The 19,293-nt window shown below is 73.7% G+C and carries 16 protein-coding genes and 1 pseudogene; 11 read left to right on the forward strand and 6 right to left on the reverse strand.

Going from position 1 to position 19,293, the window contains the following annotated elements; all coding sequences use genetic code 11:
* Nucleotides 1-129: 129 nt before the first annotated feature.
* Nucleotides 130-735, forward strand: coding sequence for a hypothetical protein (locus ACFXPX_RS01635; RefSeq protein WP_375883673.1), 606 nt, complete (start codon nucleotides 130-132; stop codon nucleotides 733-735).
* Nucleotides 736-1,033: 298 nt separating this feature from the next.
* Entirely contained in the window at nucleotides 1,034-3,028 is a 1,995-nt protein-coding gene (locus tag ACFXPX_RS01640; protein ID WP_380639141.1) for an Ig domain-containing protein, read from the forward strand.
* A 109-nt stretch (nucleotides 3,029-3,137) separates the two neighbouring features.
* Here ACFXPX_RS01640 and ACFXPX_RS01645 read toward each other — a convergent pair whose 3' ends face one another.
* Entirely contained in the window at nucleotides 3,138-3,611 is a 474-nt protein-coding gene (locus tag ACFXPX_RS01645; RefSeq protein ID WP_380521572.1) for a hypothetical protein, read from the reverse strand.
* A 559-nt stretch (nucleotides 3,612-4,170) separates the two neighbouring features.
* Between ACFXPX_RS01645 and ACFXPX_RS01650 the strand changes: the two genes are divergently transcribed.
* Both ACFXPX_RS01650 and ACFXPX_RS01655 read left to right on the forward strand, forming a co-directional pair.
* Nucleotides 4,171-5,013, forward strand: a complete 843-nt coding sequence (locus ACFXPX_RS01650) for an FAD binding domain-containing protein (protein ID WP_380639143.1) — start codon at nucleotides 4,171-4,173, stop codon at nucleotides 5,011-5,013.
* The gene (locus ACFXPX_RS01655; protein WP_380639145.1) at nucleotides 5,010-7,799 is read left to right on the forward strand and encodes a molybdopterin-dependent oxidoreductase; all 2,790 of its coding nucleotides are present in this window, start codon (nucleotides 5,010-5,012) and stop codon (nucleotides 7,797-7,799) included. Before ACFXPX_RS01650 ends, ACFXPX_RS01655 begins: the two co-directional genes overlap by 4 nt.
* 45 nt (nucleotides 7,800-7,844) lie before the next feature.
* Here the strand turns inward: ACFXPX_RS01655 and ACFXPX_RS01660 are convergent, their stop codons facing one another.
* Nucleotides 7,845-8,354 (reverse strand): universal stress protein, encoded by a 510-nt coding sequence (locus tag ACFXPX_RS01660; RefSeq protein ID WP_380639148.1) that lies wholly within the window; start codon nucleotides 8,352-8,354, stop codon nucleotides 7,845-7,847.
* A gap of 187 nt (nucleotides 8,355-8,541) precedes the next feature.
* Complete coding sequence (gene kdpB / locus ACFXPX_RS01665) at nucleotides 8,542-10,770, reverse strand: potassium-transporting ATPase subunit KdpB (protein ID WP_380639150.1); 2,229 nt, start codon at nucleotides 10,768-10,770, stop codon at nucleotides 8,542-8,544.
* Between the two features lie 351 nt (nucleotides 10,771-11,121).
* Between kdpB and ACFXPX_RS01670 the strand changes: the two genes are divergently transcribed.
* The 3 genes from ACFXPX_RS01670 to ACFXPX_RS01680 all read left to right on the forward strand — a co-directional run bounded on the left by ACFXPX_RS01670 (nucleotide 11,122) and on the right by ACFXPX_RS01680 (nucleotide 13,314).
* A complete protein-coding gene (locus ACFXPX_RS01670; RefSeq protein WP_375883689.1) occupies nucleotides 11,122-11,298 on the forward strand; it encodes a hypothetical protein in 177 nt (58 codons plus the stop codon).
* Between the two features lie 39 nt (nucleotides 11,299-11,337).
* Nucleotides 11,338-12,684 carry a diaminopimelate decarboxylase gene (lysA, locus tag ACFXPX_RS01675; RefSeq protein WP_380406259.1) on the forward strand — a complete coding sequence of 449 codons (1,347 nt, stop codon included), beginning with the start codon at nucleotides 11,338-11,340 and terminating at the stop codon, nucleotides 12,682-12,684.
* A gap of 90 nt (nucleotides 12,685-12,774) precedes the next feature.
* Nucleotides 12,775-13,314 (forward strand): hypothetical protein, encoded by a 540-nt coding sequence (locus tag ACFXPX_RS01680; protein WP_380639152.1) that lies wholly within the window; start codon nucleotides 12,775-12,777, stop codon nucleotides 13,312-13,314.
* Between the two features lie 50 nt (nucleotides 13,315-13,364).
* Here ACFXPX_RS01680 and ACFXPX_RS01685 read toward each other — a convergent pair whose 3' ends face one another.
* Entirely contained in the window at nucleotides 13,365-14,321 is a 957-nt protein-coding gene (locus ACFXPX_RS01685) for an ArsR/SmtB family transcription factor (RefSeq protein WP_380639154.1), read from the reverse strand.
* A gap of 139 nt (nucleotides 14,322-14,460) precedes the next feature.
* Between ACFXPX_RS01685 and ACFXPX_RS01690 the strand changes: the two genes are divergently transcribed.
* Complete coding sequence (locus ACFXPX_RS01690) at nucleotides 14,461-14,928, forward strand: hypothetical protein (protein WP_380521561.1); 468 nt, start codon at nucleotides 14,461-14,463, stop codon at nucleotides 14,926-14,928.
* An 81-nt stretch (nucleotides 14,929-15,009) separates the two neighbouring features.
* Here the strand turns inward: ACFXPX_RS01690 and ACFXPX_RS01695 are convergent, their stop codons facing one another.
* On the reverse strand, nucleotides 15,010-15,381 hold the full coding sequence (locus ACFXPX_RS01695; RefSeq protein WP_380639156.1) for a winged helix-turn-helix transcriptional regulator: 372 nt from the start codon (nucleotides 15,379-15,381) through the stop codon (nucleotides 15,010-15,012).
* 84 nt (nucleotides 15,382-15,465) lie between these two features.
* On the opposite strand from ACFXPX_RS01695, the gene ACFXPX_RS01700 reads away from it, so the two are divergent.
* Entirely contained in the window at nucleotides 15,466-16,374 is a 909-nt protein-coding gene (locus tag ACFXPX_RS01700) for an NAD(P)-dependent oxidoreductase (RefSeq protein WP_380639159.1), read from the forward strand.
* 117 nt (nucleotides 16,375-16,491) lie between these two features.
* A complete protein-coding gene (locus ACFXPX_RS01705; RefSeq protein ID WP_380639161.1) occupies nucleotides 16,492-17,115 on the forward strand; it encodes a hypothetical protein in 624 nt (207 codons plus the stop codon).
* Between the two features lie 220 nt (nucleotides 17,116-17,335).
* Here the strand turns inward: ACFXPX_RS01705 and ACFXPX_RS01710 are convergent, their stop codons facing one another.
* Entirely contained in the window at nucleotides 17,336-18,838 is a 1,503-nt protein-coding gene (locus tag ACFXPX_RS01710) for a protease (protein ID WP_380639163.1), read from the reverse strand.
* A gap of 373 nt (nucleotides 18,839-19,211) precedes the next feature.
* Between ACFXPX_RS01710 and ACFXPX_RS01715 the strand changes: the two are divergent.
* A pseudogene (locus ACFXPX_RS01715) lies at nucleotides 19,212-19,293 on the forward strand (nicotinamidase); the annotation flags it as partial.

Consider the following 19,293-nt stretch of genomic DNA (forward strand, 5'->3'; position numbering starts at 1 on the left):
GTGTCAGGGCGCCGGGCCCGGGGGCCGATGGCCGAGTCGTCGTAGCGGCCGAATCCGGCCCTGAACAGGACTGCTGCTGCGCGCCCCCGTGTTCTACAGTTCTGTAGAACTACGTGAGAGGGGCACGGCATGGACAGGCCGCTTCGGCTGCCGCAGCAGGATCGGGCCGACTTCGAGACGGAGTTGGGCAGGGCGTTGGCGGCGCCTCAGGTGCGGGCGGCGTTGCAGGGGGTGGGGGGTGAGGTGGACCGGTTGCGGCGGGTGGCGCGGGAGAACGCGGAGTACGTGCTGGCCGCCGCCGCGCCGGAGTACGAGCGGTACGCGGCGTTGCGGGCGGATGCCGACGCCGTGGCGCGGCTGCCGGTGGACGTGCCGGGGCGGGGGCGGGCTTCCGGGTGGTGGGGGGTGCTGGGGGTGATCGTGCCGATCATCGCCGTCGTCGCCGCCGGGGTGTTGCTGGTGCTCGGCTACGTGCTGGGGCTGTCGGACGACGCCGAGGCGTTGGGGCGGGCGCTGGTGGGGGCCGGCTGGGTGGCCGGGGGGATCGGGGCGGTGTGTCTGCTGGTGGGCGGTCTGGGGTTGTTGGGGGCGGCGTCGCGGTCGGCGGGGAGCGGGGAGGCCGTGGGCGGGGCCGGGGAGCTGGTGGTGGCGCGGGACGCGTGGCGGGCGGCGCTGACGGAGCGTGGGTTGGTGCCGTTCCTGGTGACCCAGGCGCACGCGGGGCGTCCGGTCTGAGGAATGCCAAGGCCCTGGTGGGGCCTGGTAAGGGGCAGTTAAAATCCGGGCCCACCGGGGGAGTTGCCCGCGCCGCCGTGGCGGGGTGATCGGCCCTGGTGGGGTGCGGTGCGGGCGCGTCGGGCCCCGGGGGTGCCGCTGTCGGGCGCCGGGTGGGAGGCCTTGTGCGCGACCATCAGTGAAATATCATATGGCGCATTGCACAGCGCTCGGCCCGGAGTGAGGCCCCTTCCCCGTCCGCCCGGACCGCGTGTGCGTCCCGCCCTCCCCCCACGTCACGAGAGACGGAACCCGACCCGTGTTCAGATTCCGATCCCGCACGCCCAGTGGCGCCCGCCGCCCGGTGCGCGCCCCGCGGACCGCCCTGGTGGCCCTCGCCGCCGCCCTGGCCGGTGCCGCGCTCAGCAGTCCGCTGTCCGCGATGGCCGACTCCCACGCGCCGCGGGCCGCCACCGTCGAGGCCCGGCCCGGCACCCCGAAGGCGGAGCAGGCCGCCCCGAAGAAGTCCGGCCCGCGCCGGGTCGGGGCCGCGAAGGCCGGCCCGGTGGGCACCACGACGAAGGCGCCGCAGCTGGTGGACGGCGCCGACCCGGGCACCGGCGGCAAGGACGGCGACGGCAACGTCGCCAACGAGTACGACCTCCAGGTCACCTACAAGGGCGGCCAGGAGTCGACCGGTGTGGTGATCGGCGCGCCCAAGGTGTACCTGGTCCTGTGGGGTTCCCAGTGGGGCACCCCGTCGACGAACGCGGCCGGTGACACCGTGGCGACCGGCGACCCGGACCAGGCCGCGCCGTACCAGCAGGACTTCTTCAAGGGCCTGGGCAGCCAGGGCGACGGCTGGAGCGCCGTGCTGACCCAGTACTGCGAGGGCGTCGCCGCGGGCTCCGTGCAGTGCCCGGCCGGCTCCGCCCACATCCCGTACCCGCAGCAGGGCAGCGTGCTGGCGGGCGTCTGGGTGGACAACGCCGCGCCCGCGCCGCAGGCGGCGACCGAGCCGCAGCTCGGGGCGGAGGCGCTGGCCGCGGCCAAGCACTTCGGCAACCTGACCGAGGCGCAGAACCGCAACGTGCAGTACGTCATCGACTCGCCGCAGGGCACCGACCCGGACAAGTGGAAGGAGCTGGGCTACTGCGCCTGGCACGACTTCCAGCGTTCCCCGTACGGCCAGCTCGCCTACACCAACATGCCGTACCTGACGGACGTGGCCGGCTGCGGCACCAACTGGTTCGGCGAGAACACCCCGCGGGGGCGGCTGGACGGCTACGGGATCATCGGCGGCCACGAGTACGCGGAGACGGTGAGCGACCCGAACACCCCGGGCGGCTGGACGGACGCCACCGGTCAGGAGATCGGTGACAAGTGCGCCTGGATCCCGAAGGGCGCCAACGGCGGGCTGTTCTTCGAGGACCTGGCGACGGGCAGCTTCCCGCTGCAGACGCTGTGGTCCAACGCCGACCACCTGTGCGCGGCCTCGGACCCGATCGTGGCCTCCCCGCCGGTCTCGGTGAGCACCATGTGCGACCGTACGGACCCGGCCGGCCGCCCGCTGTCCATCCCGGCGGTGGGCGTCTCCGGCACCGGCTCGGCCCTCACCTACAGCGCCACCGGGCTCCCCCAGGGGCTGGCCATCGACCCGCACAGCGGGGTGATCTCCGGCACCGCCGCCGCGACCAGCGGCTACCAGCGGATCAACGTGACGGCGACGGACGCGGCGGGCAAGGCGGCGTCCACCGGGTTCTGGGAGAACGTCAGCGCCGCCGGCGGGTCCGGCTGCGGATCGATCGAGCAGCTCACCGACGCCGGGTTCGAGAACGGCTCGGCGGACGTCGACCACACCGTGATGACGGACGCCTGGAGCCCGTCGGGGTACAACATCGTCACCCCGTCCAGCCTGCACGCGCCGCACTCCGGCTCCTGGTACGCCTGGCTGGGCCAGAACACCGGGACGGACGACTCGATCACCACCTACCTGAACACCTACCCGGGCTACGGGCAGGCGAGCTTCTCCTTCTGGCTGGACGTGGAGACGAGCAACACCTCCGCCACGGCGCCCGACACCCTGTCGCTGGTGGCGGTCGACCAGTACACCGGCCAGCCGCTCGGCACGGTGAAGACCTGGAGCAGCCGGAACCCGACCAACGGCTACCAGTACCAGTCGGTGGACCTCTCCTCGGTGATCGGCCAGGTCGGCTGGGGGACCACCATCGGCCTCAAGCTGGTCTCCCACGAGTCCGGGACGAGCCCGACCACCGCGTTCCTGATCGACGACGCCTCGGGCCGGGAGAGCTGATCCCGCGCCCGAACTGATCCCGCGCCCGAACGTCCGCCCCGGTACCGCGTGTTGCGGTGCCGGGGCTTCGTTCGCTGTTTCAGGCACCCGCCGCCGCTGCCGCCGGCCCTCACGCCCCCGGCAGCGGCGGCGAAGCGGTGTGGCTGCGGGCGGCGTCGACCAGCAACTGGACGGCCTCGACCGGCAGTCCCAGTCGGCGGGCGATCCAGGGGGCGGTGCGGCCGGCCCGGGCGAGCATCCAGGCGGAGTACAACTGGCCGAGCTGCGGGGCGTGTTCGGCGAGCAGCAGCGGGCGCACGGCCTCCATCGGGAAGCCTTCGAGCGCCCAGGCGCTGTACTCGCGCCCGTTCGGGCCGGGCGGGGGGAGCGGGAGCGGGCGGCGGGCTTCGAGCCAGCGGCTGAACAGGACCGCGCCGACGACCAGCAGGCCGGAACAGGAGGCGCCGATCAGGACGGCGCCGATGACGGGGCGGTCCTCCTCCTCGGCGAGGCCGAGGGCGATCTCCTCCAGGACGAGCAGCCCGAGGACGGCGGCCAGGACGGCCGCCTCGCGGGGGTGCGGGAGGAGCCTGGACGTCGTCATGGGGTACCTCTTCCTCGGCGGGGGGTGCGGAGGGCGGGGGCGGGCGCGGCGGATCACCTTCCGTACAACGGCGGCGGGCGGTCCGGGGTACGCCCGGACGGCGAGGTGGTGAAGGGCCGCGCACGGAGTTGACGGTGCGTCAGCGTCTCATCCTCGGAAGGGAGTTCTGCCGGGAGCGGACCCGCGGGTACGGGGCTGGGAGTGGGCCCGGGCGCGGGTGCCGCGCGGGTGGGGGCCCGTCGGGGTGCGGTCCGTGTGTCTCGCCTCCTTCCGGTCGGGCGCACCGGGGCGGTGCGGACGTCGACGGGTACAGGAGTCCACCTTCGGACCTGTCGACAGCATAGCCCGGCCATGCCAACTTCGACAGGCTTGTCGAAGTTGGCATGCGGAGCGGCCGACTCCCCTCCGGGCCCCGGCCGGACGGGCCGCGCCCGGCCTGGAGGATCGACCAGCGGCGGACCGGTCCGAATGGTGTCCGGGACCACTCGTGACGCCCGCCCGCCGACCGCTTCAATCGCCCTACCGAACGAACGGAACAGGCCGGGGACGGAGGGGCGACATGGATCTGAACACGGTGGCCGAACTGCGGGACGCCCGCCTCGGCGGCCCCTGGCGGTCCGGCGACGCCTGGCTCGGCGGCGGGACGTACCTGTTCTCCGAGCCGCAGCCGCACATCCGCCGCCTGATCGACCTCGGCCGGATGGGCTGGCGGCCGCTCACCCGGACCCCGGACGGCGGCCTGGAGATCGCCGCGACCTGCACCGTCGCCCAGCTCTCCCGGTACGGCCGCCAGGAGGCCGACTGGACGGCCGCACCGCTGGTCGAGCAGTGCTGCCGGGCCTTCCTGGCCTCCTGGAAGATCTGGAACATGGCCACCGTCGGCGGCAACCTCTGCAACGGCCTGCCCGCCGGCCCGATGATCTCGCTCACCGCCGCGCTGGACGGCGTCTGCCTGCTGCGCACCCCCTCCGGCGAGTACCGGAAGGTCCCGGTGGCGGAGTTCGTCACCGGCGCCGGCCGCAAGGACCTGCGGCCCGGCGAACTGCTGCGCTCCATCACTCTGCCGGCCCGCGCGCTGGCGAGCCGCACGGCCTTCCGCCAGGCCTCGCTGTACGGGCTGGGCCGCTCCGCCGCGCTGCTGGTCGGCGCCCTGGACCCGGTGGACGGCTCGCTGACCCTCACCGTCACCGCCTCCACCGTCCGCCCGTTCCGCTTCTGGTTCCCGCCCGCCCCCAACGCGGCGGCCGTCGAGGAGGCGATCCGGGACGGCATCGGGCCGGAGGACTACTTCGACGACATCCACGGGCTGCCCGCCTGGCGCCGGCACCTGACCTTCCGCTTCGCCGAGCAGATCCGCCGGGAGCTGAGCCCTCACACCCCCACCGAGGAGGCAGCGCGATGAGCTTCGCGATGCACGTCAACGGCCGCCCCACCGGGGCCGAGCCGCGCCCCGGCCAGTGCCTGCGCACCTACCTGCGCGAGCGCGGCTGGTTCGGGGTGAAGAAGGGCTGCGACGCGGGCGACTGCGGCGCCTGCACCGTGCAGGTCGACGGCAACCCGGTGCACAGCTGCCTCTACCCGGCGGCCCGGGCCGCCGGCCGGTCCGTCACCACCGTGGAGGGCCTGGCCGGCCCGGACGGCGAGCTGCACCCGATGCAGCAGCGCTTCCTGGACGCCCAGGGCTTCCAGTGCGGCTTCTGCACGGCCGGCTTCCTGATGACCACCAGCGCCCTGGACGAGGAACAACTCACCGACCTGCCGCGCTCGTTGAAGGGCAACCTGTGCCGCTGCACGGGCTACCGGGCGATCGAGGACGCGATCAACGGCGTCCGCCACACCGAGGAGCCCGACCCCGGCCACGCCGTCGGCCGCAACCTCGGCGCCCCGGCCGGGCCGCAGGTGGTCACCGGCACCGCCCGCTACACCTTCGACGTCGACGTGCCCGGCCTGCTGCACATGAAGCTGCTGCGCTCGCCGCACCCGCACGCCCGGATCCTCTCCATCGACACGGCGGCCGCCCTGCGCGTCCCCGGCGTGCACCTCGTCCTCACCCACCACGACGCGCCCGAGCGGCTCTACTCCTCGGCCCGGCACGAGCACCCCACCGAGGACCCGGACGACACCCGGCTGCTGGACGACGTGGTGCGCTTCGTCGGCCAGCGGGTCGCCGCCGTGGTCGCGGACAGCGAGGCGGCCGCCGAGGAGGGCTGCCGCCGGATCGTCGTCGAGTACCGGCAACTCCCGTACGTGCTCGACCCGGAGGAGGCGATGGCGCCCGGCGCGCCGGTGCTGCACCCCAAGGGGCCGGAGTCCCGGATCGCCCGCCCGGAGGACAACGTCTGCGGCGAGGCGCACGGTGAACTCGGCAGTGTGGAGCAGGGGTTCGCCGAGGCGGACGCGGTGTACGAGGAGACCTTCCGGACCCAGCGGGTCCAGCACGCCAGCCTGGAGACCCACGGCTGCGTCGTGACCTTCGAGCCGGTCGGGGAGGCCGCGGAGGCAAGGGAGGCCGGGGAGGCCGGGGAGACGGGGGAGGAGCGGATCGTGGTCCGTTCCTCCACCCAGGTGCCCTTCCTCACCCGGCGCGCCCTGTGCGCCCTGTTCGACCTGCCGACGGAGAAGGTCCGGGTGGTGGCCGGCCGGGTCGGCGGGGGCTTCGGCGGCAAGCAGGAGATGCTCACCGAGGACATCGCGGTGCTCGCGGCGATGCGGCTGCACCGGCCGGTGAAGCTGGAGTTCACCCGCGCCGAGCAGTTCCACGGCGCCACCACCCGGCACCCGTTCCTGGTCACCGTCAAGCTCGGCGCCAAGCGGGACGGCACCCTGACGGCGATCCGCTTCCGGGTGGTGTCCAACACCGGCGCGTACGGCAACCACGGGCCGGCGGTGATGTTCCACAGCGTCGGTGAGTCGATGGGCGTCTACCGGGCGCCGAACAAGAAGGTGGAGGCGTACTCCGTCTACACCAACGGCGTGCCGGCCGGGGCCTTCCGCGGCTACGGCCTCGGGCAGGTCACCTTCGCCGTGGAGTCCGCGATGGACGAGCTCGCCCGGCGGCTCGGCGTCGACCCGCTCGTCCTGCGGGAGAAGAACATCATCGGCCCGGGCGAGCACATGGAGGGCCCGCTCGGCGAGGAGGAGGACCTCCACATCGCCAGCTACGGCCTCGACCAGTGCCTCGGCGTCGTCCGGGAGGCCCTCGCGAACGACACCAGCGCCGAACTCGCCCCCGAGGGCTGGCTGGTGGGCCAGGGCTTCGCGATGGCGGCCATCGCCTGCGGCCCGCCCGGCGGGCACATCGCCGACGCCACCGTGCGGCTGCTGGAGGACGGCGGGTACGACATCGCGGTGGGCACCGCCGAGTTCGGCAACGGCACCACCACCGTCCACCGGCAGATCGCCGCCGGGGCCCTGGGCACCACCGTGGACCGGATCACCGTGCGGCAGTCCGACACCGACGTCGTCCGGCACGACACCGGCGCCTTCGGCTCGGCCGGTACGGTCGTCGCGGGCAGGGCGGTGATGAAGGCCGCCAACGCGCTCGCCGAGCTCCTCCTGACCTTCACCGCCGAGTACGCCCGCACCCCGCGCAGCCTGCTGCGGCTCGGTGCCGACGCGGTCGAGTGCGACGGGCGGACGATCACCCTCAAGGAGGTCTTCGAGGCCGCCCGCGGCAAGGGCGTCGAGCTCGCCGCCGACGGCCACTTCGGCGGCTCGCCGCGCTCGATCGCCTTCAACTCGCAGTGGTTCCGGATCGCCGTCGACCCGGACACCGGGGAGATCCGGATCCTGCGCAGCGTGCACGGGGCCGACGCCGGGCGGGTGATGAACCCGATGCAGTGCCGCGGCCAGGTCGAGGGCGGGGTCGCCCAGGCGCTCGGCGCGACCCTGTTCGAACGGGTGCTGCTGGACGAGCACGGCGAGGTCACCACCGCGGCCTTCCGCCGCTACCGGCTCCCGGCGTACGCCGACGTGCCGCGCACCGAGGTGCACTTCAGCACCACCTCGGACGCGATCGGCCCGCTCGGCGCCAAGTCGATGAGCGAGAGCCCGTTCAACCCCGTGGCCCCGGCCTTCGCCAACGCGCTGCGCGACGCCACCGGCATCCGCTTCACCGACCCGCCGTTCCTGCGCGACCAGGTCTGGCAGGCCCTGGCCGAGCGGCGGGGGAGCCACGACGCCGAGTGACGGGGGCCCGGCCGGGGTCTTCGGCCCCGGCCGGGCCCGCTGCCGCTACCGTGCCAGCAGCGGCAGCGGTGCCCCGGTGCGGGCGGTCAGCTCCAGCCGGGTCAGCAGCGCCGACGGCGAGACCTCGATCACCCGGCAGCCCGCCCGGTGCTGGCAGTACCGGGCGACGGAGGTGCCGCGCAGCAGGTCGAAGCGGCGCCGGGTGGCGGCGCCGAGGACGAGCAGGTCGTCCGGTCCGGTGACGGCGGCGGCCAGGGCGGGCCCCGGTTCGGCGTTCACCACCACCGGGTGGATCACCAGGCCGGACGGGTAGCCGCCGTAGGCCTGTTCGAAGGCGACGTCCAGTCGGCGGCGGGCGGCGTGCTCCAGTTCGGACAGCGGTCGCAGCCCGTCCCGGTCGCCGACCGTCCAGGCGGCGACCGGCACCAGCACGGCCTCCTGCCGGGCCGCCTCGCCGACGGCGTGGTAGAGGGCGGCCAGACTGCTCAGCGACCCGCTCAGGCCGACGATCACTCGGGTGGTGCCGGTCGTGGTGTCGGTCGTGGTCCCGGTCATGGCCGTTCGCCTCCGTCTCTCCGGTCGCGCACTCCGGTCGGGTTCTGCCGGTGAGGTGCTCCTTGCTTCGGATACCTCCAGTGAACCCCGGAACCGTGCCCTCCGTACCGGCGCTGACACCGTCATGACGCCGGTCGCACGCATCTTGACGGCCTCCTGACAGGCGGCCTCCTGGCGGCCGCGGGGCTCAGCCCAGGCCCGGGACGAACTCGATCAGCAGGTCGATCGCCTTGATGCCGAGGAACGGCAGCACCAGCCCGCCCAGCCCGTACACCCGCAGGTTGCGCCGGAGCAGGTCGGTCGCGGAGGCGGGCTGGTAGCGCACGCCGCGCAGGGCGAGCGGGATCAGGGCGACGATGATCAGTGCGTTGAAGATGATCGCGGAGGCGATCGCGGACTGCGGGCTGTGCAGGCCCATGATGTTGAGGTGGTGCAGCCCGGGGTAGGCGTGGGCGAACATCGCGGGGATGATCGCGAAGAACTTGGCCACGTCGTTGGTGATCGAGAAGGTGGTCAACGCGCCCCGGGTGATGAGGAGTTGCTTGCCGACCCGGACGATGTCGATGAGCTTCGCCGGGTTGGAGTCGAGGTCGACCATGTTGCCGGCCTCCTTGGCGGCCGGGGTGCCGGAGTTCATCGCGACGCCGACGTCGGCCTGGGCGAGGGCGGGGGCGTCGTTGGTGCCGTCGCCGGTCATCGCGACCATGTTCCCGGCGGCCTGTTCGCGCCGGAGGTGGGCGAGCTTGTCCTCGGGGGTGGCCTCGGCGAGGAAGTCGTCCACCCCGGCCTCCTCGGCGATCGCCCGGGCGGTCAGCGGGTTGTCGCCGGTGACCATGACGGTGCGGATGCCCATCCGGCGCAGTTCGGCGAAGCGTTCGGCGATGCCCTCCTTGATCACGTCCTTGAGCTCGACCACACCGAGCGCCCGGGCGCCGTGCCGGTCGTGCACGGCGACCAGCAGCGGGGTGCCGCCGGCCGCGGCGATCCGGTCGACCAGGGGCTTCGCCTCCATCGGCATCCGTCCGCCGGAGTCCACCACCCAGCGGGCGACGGCCGCGGCCGCGCCCTTGCGGATCAGGCAGCCGGTGCCGTCCGGCCAGCTGAGGTCGACGCCGCTCATCCGGCTGTGCGCGGTGAACGGGACGGGTCGCTGCTCGCCCAGTTCACCGGGGGTCCGCGGCGGCACCCAGTACTGACGGTTCGTCAGTTCGACCAGGGAGCGGCCCTCCGGGGTCTCGTCCGCGACGGACGCCAACTGGGCCGCCTCGGCGAGCTGTTCGGTGGTCGCGCCGGGCAGCGGGTGCAGGGCCACGGCCCGGCGGTTGCCGTGGGTGATGGTGCCGGTCTTGTCGAGCAGCAGCACGTCCACGTCGCCCGCGGCCTCGACGGCCCGTCCGGACAGGGCGATCACGTTGCGCTGGACGAGCCGGTCCATCCCGGCGATGCCGATCGCGGACAGCAGGGCGCCGATGGTGGTCGGGATCAGCGCGACCATCAGCGCCACCAGGACGACGGTGGTCTGCGGGGCGTGGGCGTAGATGGCCATCGGCTGGAGCGAGACCACGGACAGCACGAAGACGATGGTGAGCGAGGCCAGCAGGATGTTGAGGGCGATCTCGTTCGGCGTCTTCTGCCGGTTCGCGCCCTCGACCAGGGCGATCATCCGGTCCACGAAGCTCTGCCCGGGGCGCGAGGTGACCCGGACCACCAGGTGGTCGGAGAGCACCTTCGTCCCGCCGGTGACGGCCGTGCGGTCGCCGCCGGACTCGCGGATGACGGGCGCGGACTCGCCGGTGATGGCGGACTCGTCCACCGTCGCGACGCCCTCGACCACCTCGCCGTCCTGCGGGATCACCTCCCCGGCCGGCACCAGCACGATGTCGTGCAGCGTCAACTCCTCGGCGGGGACGACCTCGTGTCGGTAGTCGCGGGTGCCGACCCGCCAGTGCAGCAGCCGCCGGGCGGTGGTGGCCGCCTGGGCGCGGCGCAGGTAGGCGGCCTGCGCCTTGCCCCGGCTCTCGGCCACGGCCTCGGCGAGGTTGGCGAACAGCACGGTCAGCCAGAGCCAGAAGGAGATCGCCCAGGCGAAGACGCTCGGGTGGACGACGGCGCTGATGGTGGTGAGCGCCGAGCCGGTCTCGACCACGAGCATCACCGGGTTGCGCAGCATCGTGCGCGGGTGGAGCTTGCGTACCGCGGCGGGCAGTGCCTCGGCCAACTGGTGCCGGGTGATCAGCTGCCGTCGGCCCTTGGCGGTCGACGGGCGGTGGCTCGGGTGCGGGTGCGGGGGCTCCGGCGCGGCGGGCTCCGGGCGGCGGAACCAGTTCTGCGGGCCGGGGCCGGGGGTGGTGCCGGGCGTGGTGCCCGGGCCTGTGCCGGGGGTGGTGTCCGGTGGGGTGAGGGCCGAACGGCGCATCGTCTCGGGGGACCTTCCGGGGCGCCCCGAAGCTGCGGGGCGGCGTGCTCGGGGCGACGGGGACGGGCCACAGCCCACCATCGGAGTCCGCCGGGCCATGCCGGCCTTGACGCGGGCTTGGCGAGGAAACGGCCATCCTTGACGCTTCCCTGACATTGCCGGCGCCCGGCCCCTGACCTGCACGAACAGTCGTTCGGAACGCTGGAATCCCGGGCATGTCAGGAAGTCGTCAAGGTACGCCCCCGATGCGTAGGCCGTGCGTCAAGGCCGGGTGCGAACGGTGCCCGGAGGGTCTCCACTGGATGCGGGCCGCCGGACGACGGCCCCTGCCGCAGATCCCAGGAGCCCGCCGTGACCACCGCCACCGCCCTCATCGACGTCGACCGGCCGCTGGGGCGCACCATCCGCCTGGTGCCCGCCGCCGACCGCCAGGACCGGCCCGAGCCGCCCTCACCCGCGCCGAGCACCGTCGACCAGGCGCGCACCCGCCCGGCGCACTGCCGCTTCGCCATGCACTACGAGGACTGACCGAGCCGCCCTTCCCCACCACCCGTAGGAGTAGCCGCCATGACCCAGCTGATCGCCCCGCCCGTTCCGACCCCCGCCCCCGCCGACACCCTCGGCGGCCCGTGGCCCGCCTCCGCGCGGCCCGGCCCGGGCGGTGAGGTCCTGGTCGGCGGCGTCGGACTGGCGGAGGCGGCCGAACGGTTCGGCACCCCGCTGTACGTCCTGGACGAGGGCGAGGTGCGCAGCCGCGCCCGGGCCTACCGGCGGGCACTTCCGCACGCCGAGGTGCTGTACGCGGCCAAGGCCTTCCTGTGCAGCGCCATGGCCGACTGGGCCGCCGAGGAGGGCCTCGGCCTGGACGTCTGCTCCTCCGGCGAACTGTGGCTGGCCGTCTCGGCCGGCTTCCCGGCCCAGCGCATCCTGCTGCACGGCAACGCCAAGTCCCCGGAGGAACTGCGGCTGGCCCGGCGGCTGCGGGTCGGGCGGATCGTCATCGACGGCCCGGCGGAGATCGCCCGGCTGGCCGCGCTGGTCGCCGCCGACACCCCGCAGAAGGTGCTGGTCCGGGTCGTCCCCGGGATCGCGGCCGGCCACCACGCGGCCGTACGCACCGGCGTCGGCGGCCAGAAGTTCGGCTTCCCGATCGAGGGCGGCGACGCGGCCGACGCCATCGCCCGGGTGCTCGACCAGCCCGGACTCGAACTGGCCGGACTGCACTGCCACCTGGGCTCGCAGATCACCGAGCTCGAACCCTTCCTCCAGGCCGTCGACGCCCTGGTGCGGCTGCTCGCCGCGGTGCGGGACCGGCACGGCGTCGAACTGGCCGAACTGGACCTCGGCGGCGGCCACGGCATCAAGTACCTGCCCGGGGACGCCGAGTTCGACCTCGCCGAGTTCGCCGTCCGGGTCACCGACCGGCTCGCGGTCCGCTGCGCCGAGGCCCGGCTGGAGGTGCCCCGACTGATCGTCGAGCCGGGCCGCGCCATCGCCGGACCGGCGGCGGTGGCCGTCTACCGGGTGCTCTCCGTCAAGCACACGGCGGACGGCCGCACCTTCGTCGCCGTCGACGGCGGCATGAGCGACAACCCGCGCCCGGCCCTGTACGGATCCCCGTACAGCGTCCGGCTGGTGGGCCGCCGCTCCGACGCCGGCGCGGCCCGGGTGGACGTCGTCGGCCGCCACTGCGAGGCGGGGGACGTCCTGGTCCACGACGCCGTCCTGCCCGCCGACCTGCGCCCCGGCGACCTGCTCGCCGTCCCCGCGGCCGGCGCCTACCAGCTGTCGATGGCCTCCGGCTACAACCTGGTCGGCCGCCCCGCCGTGGCCGCCGTCAAGGACGGCCGCGCCCGGCTGCTCATCCGCCGTGAGACGGTCGAGGACTTCCGCCTGCGCGAGGTCGGCCGCTGACCCGGTGCCCGGTGCCGCTGACTGCGGACCGCAGCGGACCTGTTGGGCATCCGATGACGCATCGTCATCCGAGGGCGTTACCTTCTGACCATGATTCGAACGACTCGTGTGCATCCCGTGGTGGTCGCCGGCGTCTCCGCGCTCCTGCTCGCGGCCTGCGGGGCCGCGGACCCGGCGCCGTCCACGCAGCCGTCCGCGAAGGCCGCCGCGCCGGACGGCACCGCCCCGAGCACTACAGTCCCGAGCACCGCCGGCCCGGGGCCGACCAACACCGTCGTCATCAGCGGCAGCAGCGGTGGTACGTACGAGTTCACGGGGGGTGCCTGCCTCGGCAAGGAGTCCCCGTCCGGGAACCTCCTGCTGATGGCGACGGGCGGGCCCGACGGGAAGGCCATGCTGACGGCCGTCTTCGACGGCAAGGGGGAGATGATCCTGACGGTGGCCATGGACAAGGTCCTCGCCCCGTCCACGGTCACCTGGGGAGGAAAGGCCGAGGTCGGTGAGAAGGCAGGCCGGACCAGGGACGTTGTGACCTTCACCGACCTGCCGGTCTCCAGGACGCCGGACGCTGCCGAGGCGAAGGCCAGCGGCAGCCTCAAGTGCGACACCCTGGGCCCCGCGATGCTCTGAACGCCGTGCCGGCTCCGGCCGCCGCGAAGCCGTGCACCGACGGCCGGTACTCAGCCGAGGAGGAGGTCGCGGCCGAGGGCGGTGAGGCTGTGCCGGACTTCGCGGCCCCGGCGCTCGGTGGTGATCACCCCGGCGTCGCGCAGCACGGTGGCGTGGGCGGAGGCGGTCGGTGCGGACACGCCGAGGTCCTCGGCCAACTGGTTGGTGGTGCAGGCGCCCTGGGCGATCGCCCGGAGGGCCCGGGTGCGGGCGGTGCCGAGGAGGCGGGCCAGTCCGTCCGCGTGGCGGGCCGGGTGGTCGCGGCCGGGGTACAGCAGGGCCGGCGACCGGTGGGCGCCCAGGGGCGCGGTGAGGCCGGAGAGGAACAGGTTGGGCCGCAACTCCAGCCCGCGCCCGCCGAGGTCGTACGCGAGCCGCCACTCCGGACTGGCGTACCGGAGGGTGCCCTCGTCGTGCCAGGACAGGTCCGGGTGGAGCTGCGCCAGCATCGGGCCGAGCCCGGTCTCGGCGACGGCGCGTGAGCGCTGTTCGACGTCCGCCCGCAGGGCGCGCTGGATGTCGGGCCAGTCCGGGGCGAGGCAGGTGCGGAACAGCGCCCAGGCGGCGTCGGTGATCCGGCGCAGCCGGCGGGTGCCGCCGTCCCGCAACTCGGCGATGACGCGGGGGAGGTCCGGCCCGGTGCCGTAGTCCTGCATCTCCCGGTGGACCTCGGCCTCGGGGAGGGCGAGCAGGGCGTCGAGTTCGTCGCCGATGGTCGCCCGCGCGGCCGTGCTGTCGGGGGTCAGGAACATCGGTACGCCGAGCGGGCTCGCGTTGACCAGATCGATGAACGCCGCGGCCTGCTGCGGGACGTGGCCCTTCACCCGGCGCCACCACCGGTCCCGGTTCACCGAGTCGCGGGCGCAGTGGTGCTGCGGGCCGGCGACGCCGCCCAGCACGTGATCCAGCGGAGAGACCGCGAACCGGACGCGGGCCAGATCGGCCGGCCGGAAGCCGATTTCGAGCACAGCCGATGGTGCCACGCGGCCGGGCCGCCGTGGGTGAGTTCTCAACTATGAGGCCCAGCGGCGAAGAGCTGTCGCCGGAGGAGCCCCGACGGCGAAGGTGGCGGTGCACGGCCAATCCGACACCGGAGGAAAGAAACCCATGCGCAAGCTCGCCAGCCTCGCCCTCGCGGCGGCGGCCACCCTCGGCCTGGTCATCGGCTCCACCAGCAGCGCCTCGGCACAGCAGATCGGGGGCGGTGGCTGCCGCGGGGGCCTCGACATCAAACCGAACTCGGTGTACGTGGGCCACGGCGTCTCGCTGCTGCCGTGTGCGCGGCCCAACAACCTCCAGAGCAGCGTGGCCTCGTCGGTGACCGCCTACGGGACGCCGGACACCCAGGTGCGCATCTGGCAGGCGGTCGCCCGCGTCAACGCGGACGGCTCCATCAGCGACTTCAACCCGAGCGTCCTCTACACCGTCGACAGCGACCTGTCCAACAACGTCTCGCAGCAGTGGAACGGGCACGACCTCTACTGCGCACTCGGCGGGACCTTGGTGATCGACACCTGGATCACCAACAACGACGTCCGCCAGGGCTCGGTGCAGTCGCCGAGGTTCACCTGCTGACGCAGGATCCCGACGGCCCCGAGCCGTGACGCGCCCGCGCGGGCCGGGTGGGTCCCCCCCACGACCCACCCGGCCCACGCCCTACCCGAGGGAGGCCTCGGCCACCGCGACGAGGTCGAGCCCCTCGCGCCGGACCCGCCCGGCTCCCCAGGCACCGAGGGGCCGGAGCGCCTCGTTGAGCGTGCGCCCGTCCTCGGTCAGCGTGTACTCCACCCGCGGCGGCACCTCGGCGAAGACCTCCCGGTGGACCAGGCCGTCCTGTTCCATCTCCCGCAGGTGCTGCGTCAGCATCTTCTCGCTCACGCCCGGCAGGGCGCGCCGGAGTTCGGCGAAGCGGCGCACGCCGTGGGTGGTGAGCTCCCACAGGATCAGCCCCTTCCACTTGCCGCTCACCACGTCGAGCGCGGCGTCGATCCCGCAGATGTAGGGCCCGTTCCTCGGTGCTTTGGCCATCACCGATCCCCCTTACGAAAAGGTAAGTACCGCAGAAAATAGTGGGTACTTCCGAGGATAGTTGCCCTCTCCGAGGATGGAGGGGTGAACGAACGACAGAACCACACCAACGGTCAGCACAGCGCCGTCACCGTGATCGGGCTCGGCCCGATGGGGCAGGCGATGACCCGCTCCCTCCTCGCCGCCGGCCACCCGGTCACCGTCTGGAACCGCACCGCCGCTCGGGCCGACGGCGTCGTCGCGGCCGGGGCGACGCTCGCGGCGACGCCCGGCGAGGCGGTCGGGGCGAGCGACCTCGTGATCCTCAGCCTCACCGACTACCGGGCCATGTACGACATCCTCGACGGTGCCACCACGGCGCTCGCCGGGCGGACCCTGGTCAACCTGAGCTCCGACACCCCCGACCGCACCCGCGAGGCGGCCGCCTGGGCGGCGGGCCACGGCGCCGAGTTCCTCACCGGGGGCGTCATGGTCCCCGCGCCGATGGTCGGCACGGCGGCGTCCCACGTCTACTACAGCGGTCCCGGGCAGGTGATGGAGCGCCACCGGGCCGCGCTGGCCCTGCTCGGCACGCCGAGGTACCTGGGCGAGGACGCGGGCCTCGCCCAGATGATGTACCAGGCCCAACTCGCCGTCTTCCTCACCACCCTGTCCGCCCTGATGCAGGCCACCGCGATGCTGGGCACCGCGGGGATGAAGGCCGCGGAGGCCCTGCCGGACCTGCTCTCCTCCGCCGACACGATCGGCGCCATCCTGCGGGCCGGCGAGGCCGCCCCCGGCACCGCGCTCGACGCGGGGGAGCACCCGGGCCACCTCAGCACGGTCACCATGATGGGCGCGACCGCCGACCACATCGTCGAGACCAGCACCTCGCTCGGCCTCGACCCCGCCCTCCCATTGGCTGTTCAGGCCCACTACCGCCGCGCGATCGAGGACGGCCACGGCGCGGACAACTGGACCCGCATCATCGACGGCATCCGGTCCCCCCGCTGACCAACTGCGGTGCGGGTGGGGCGTACGGGGGCCGCGCGGGGGAAGCCGGACCGCTCTGGTACGGATCCGTCGAGGATTCGCTGATGTTCTGTCACACAGGAGCTCTACGTTGTGCCCATGATGCGAATGACTCGTGTGGTCCCCGCCGTGGTCCTCGGCGCCTCCGTCCTCCTGCTCTCGGCCTGTGGTTCCTCGGGCTCGTCGTCCTCCTCGAACACCGCCGCGCCAAGTTCCGCCGCACCGACCGCCGCCGTGCCGACCGCCGTCACGTCGAGCGCCGCCACCTCCGCACCGGCCGACGCGCCGACCCCGGCCGTTCCCTCGAAGACGGCCGATGCGGCGGGCGGTTCGGCAGGTGGTGCGGCGGGCTCCGGGGGCGCGAACACCGTCACCATCACCGGCAGCGAGGGCGGCACGTTCACCTTCGACACGGCGGGCTGCGTCGGCAAGAAGTCCCCGTCCGGCCCGCTGACCCTGAGCGCGACGGGCAAGTCCACCAAGAAGGCCGCCCTGGTCATGGGCTTCGACGGCCAGGGCCAGATGAGCCTGTTGCTGACCGTCGGCGAGCCCGAGGACCCGAAGGTGGCGGCGTGGGCCGGAAAGGTCCCGGTCGGTGCGGGGGCCGGCCGCACGGAGGACGCCATCACGTTCTCCGGCATGGCGGTGCACCAGATGCCGGGCGGCATCGATGCCACGGCCAGCGGCACCCTCAAGTGCGGGTCCGCCGACGCGCTGTTCTGATCGCGCTGCACGGGAAGTCGGCCCGGCCGACTTCCCGTGCGGGAGCTTGAAGACGGGCCCTTCGACCGCGCTCAGGCGGGCTGCCAGAGCTCGATGCGGTTCCCCTCCGGATCCGTGACCCAGCCGAACTGGCCGAGCCGGCGGCCGGCCGGGCCGGCGCCGCACACGGCTCCGCCCCGTCGAGCCGCAGAGCTCGACGGGGCGGAGCGCCGGGCTGCGGTCAGCCCGCCCGGACGGCGCTGACCAGGTCCGGCAGAAGGTTCGCCGCGTCGGGCGTGCCGAGGCCGGTGACCGGGTCCCAGCCCGTACCGGCCGGGTAGCCCGGGACGGTCGGGTCGGTGGTGTTGTTCCCGAGCGTCACGTCGTTGAAGTCGGTCGCGTACTTCGCCGGGTCGGCGCCCAGCTTGTACAGGGCCGGGTTGATCTGGCCCAGGCCGCCGCCGTTGATCTGGTCCGCGATCGAGACCAGGCCGGCCCACTGCGGGCAGGACAGCGAGGTGCCGCCGATGTCGTACCAGCCCGTGCTGCACGGCGTGGCACCGCACTTGAGGCCGGAGGAGCCGTCCGGCGGCAGCGACAGGTAGACCAGCGCGCCGGTGCTGGAGGCGGCCTGGAGGGAGACGTCCGGCACGCCGCGCTTGGCGCCGATCGCGGTGGAGCCGGCCGGCAGCGCCGACTGGTAGTCGGGCCGGTCGAAGACCCGGCTGAACCCGCCGCCGGAGTTGGTCCAACCCACCTCGGCGGAGCCGGAGTTGCTCTGGCAGGTGGCCGGGTTGTCGGTGCTGTCCACGGTCCGGGCGCCGGTCGCGCCGGGGTCGGTGCACAGGTAGGTGCCGCCCACGCCGGTCACCAGCGGGTCCGAGGCGGGCCACTCCACGGACGGGTACGGCAGGGTCGAGCCGCCCGACTTCACCGGGGTCTTCTCCGAGCCGGCCGTGCCGCTGTCGCCGGAGGAGCCGAGCACCGTGACCCCGTTCAGGGCCGCGGACTTGAAGGCGTGCCGCAGCGGTTCGATGGACTGGGCGCTGCCGAAGGCGCCCTCGGCGGAGGCGAAGGACTGCGAGATGACGTTCGCCAGGTGGTGGTCGACCACGTACTGCTCGGCGTTCATCAGCGTCGGCAGGCCCTGGACGCCGAGCGTCTCCGCGGTCGGCGTGCTGACCAGCAGGATGTTCGCACCGGGCGCCATCGCGTGCGCGGTCTCCACGTCGAGCGCGACCTCCAGCGCCCACGCGGCCTTGCTCTCCTGGCCGGTGCCGTGGCTGGTGGGCGGCGGGGCGTTGGTGCCCGGATCGCCCTGGACGTGCAGCTCGCCGAAGGACGGCATCCCGGGCCGGCAGGTCACCGCCTCCTCGCCGCACATCGCGGTGACGCCGAAGGCCTGGTCGAAGACGTGCAGGTCGTGCGCCATGGTGTCGCTGCCGTACGAGTCGAGGATCGCGATCGTCTGGCCGCGGCCGTCGAAGCCGCCCGCGTACAGCGGGCCCAGGTGGTAGGCGGCCCTGATCGCCTGGGGGTCGAAGCAGCGGCGGCCCGCACTCGCGCACTGCGTCGGGGTGGGGGGAGTGGTGCCCGCCGACACCTGGGCGTAGTCGGCCACCGTGGGGTGCACCGTCGGGTAGCCGGCGGCCGCGGCGCCGCCGGGCACGGCGCTGCCGACCACCGGGGCGGCGAGCGCGCCGGAGGCCGCGAGGGCCAGGCTGCTCACCCCGGCCAGGAGCATGCGGCGTATCGTTCGAGCCTTCAAGTAGTCCTCCACGAGGGTGGGTTGGGGGACATCGGCGATCGACCCGGGGCGGATCGAGCACCCCGGGCACGGAGCGGAATGCGGAGCGGAACACGGAGCGGAATCCGGGACGCGGGGTCACGGACGGCCGCGAGTGTAGGTGCGGCGCCGACCGGCTCTCAATGGCCTGTTCGACGCGGGTTCGACGCCCTTTCGACGGCGGCGGCCGCCCGCCGCGCCCCGCCGTACCCCTGCCGGGAACCGGTGGAACCCGTTCGAGTGAACGGCCGCCCGGTTGCTTCGTCCACGGCCGTCGACCCGCCAAGCTGGGCCGCGGATGCGTAAGAACCTGGTGAGGAAGGGCCGTTCGATGACGCGCGCGCTGATCGTGGTGGATGTGCAGAAGGACTTCTGCGAGGGCGGAAGCGTCCCGGTCGGCGGCGGTGCCGACC

Source organism: Kitasatospora sp. NPDC059146, assembly GCF_042786665.1.
GTDB lineage: Bacteria > Actinomycetota > Actinomycetes > Streptomycetales > Streptomycetaceae > Kitasatospora.

Coding starts and splice junctions, on each gene's coding strand:
- kdpB (WP_380639150.1), bottom strand. CDS start 10,770: ATGCGCCGTTCGGCCCTCACCCCACCGGACACCACCCCCGGCACAGGC.
- ACFXPX_RS01655 (WP_380639145.1), top strand. CDS start 5,010: ATGAGCTTCGCGATGCACGTCAACGGCCGCCCCACCGGGGCCGAGCCG.
- lysA (WP_380406259.1), top strand. CDS start 11,338: ATGACCCAGCTGATCGCCCCGCCCGTTCCGACCCCCGCCCCCGCCGAC.
- ACFXPX_RS01680 (WP_380639152.1), top strand. CDS start 12,775: ATGATTCGAACGACTCGTGTGCATCCCGTGGTGGTCGCCGGCGTCTCC.
- ACFXPX_RS01645 (WP_380521572.1), bottom strand. CDS start 3,611: ATGACGACGTCCAGGCTCCTCCCGCACCCCCGCGAGGCGGCCGTCCTG.
- ACFXPX_RS01650 (WP_380639143.1), top strand. CDS start 4,171: ATGGATCTGAACACGGTGGCCGAACTGCGGGACGCCCGCCTCGGCGGC.
- ACFXPX_RS01710 (WP_380639163.1), bottom strand. CDS start 18,838: ATGCTCCTGGCCGGGGTGAGCAGCCTGGCCCTCGCGGCCTCCGGCGCG.
- ACFXPX_RS01690 (WP_380521561.1), top strand. CDS start 14,461: ATGCGCAAGCTCGCCAGCCTCGCCCTCGCGGCGGCGGCCACCCTCGGC.
- ACFXPX_RS01695 (WP_380639156.1), bottom strand. CDS start 15,381: ATGGCCAAAGCACCGAGGAACGGGCCCTACATCTGCGGGATCGACGCC.
- ACFXPX_RS01705 (WP_380639161.1), top strand. CDS start 16,492: ATGATGCGAATGACTCGTGTGGTCCCCGCCGTGGTCCTCGGCGCCTCC.
- ACFXPX_RS01635 (WP_375883673.1), top strand. CDS start 130: ATGGACAGGCCGCTTCGGCTGCCGCAGCAGGATCGGGCCGACTTCGAG.
- ACFXPX_RS01660 (WP_380639148.1), bottom strand. CDS start 8,354: ATGACCGGGACCACGACCGACACCACGACCGGCACCACCCGAGTGATC.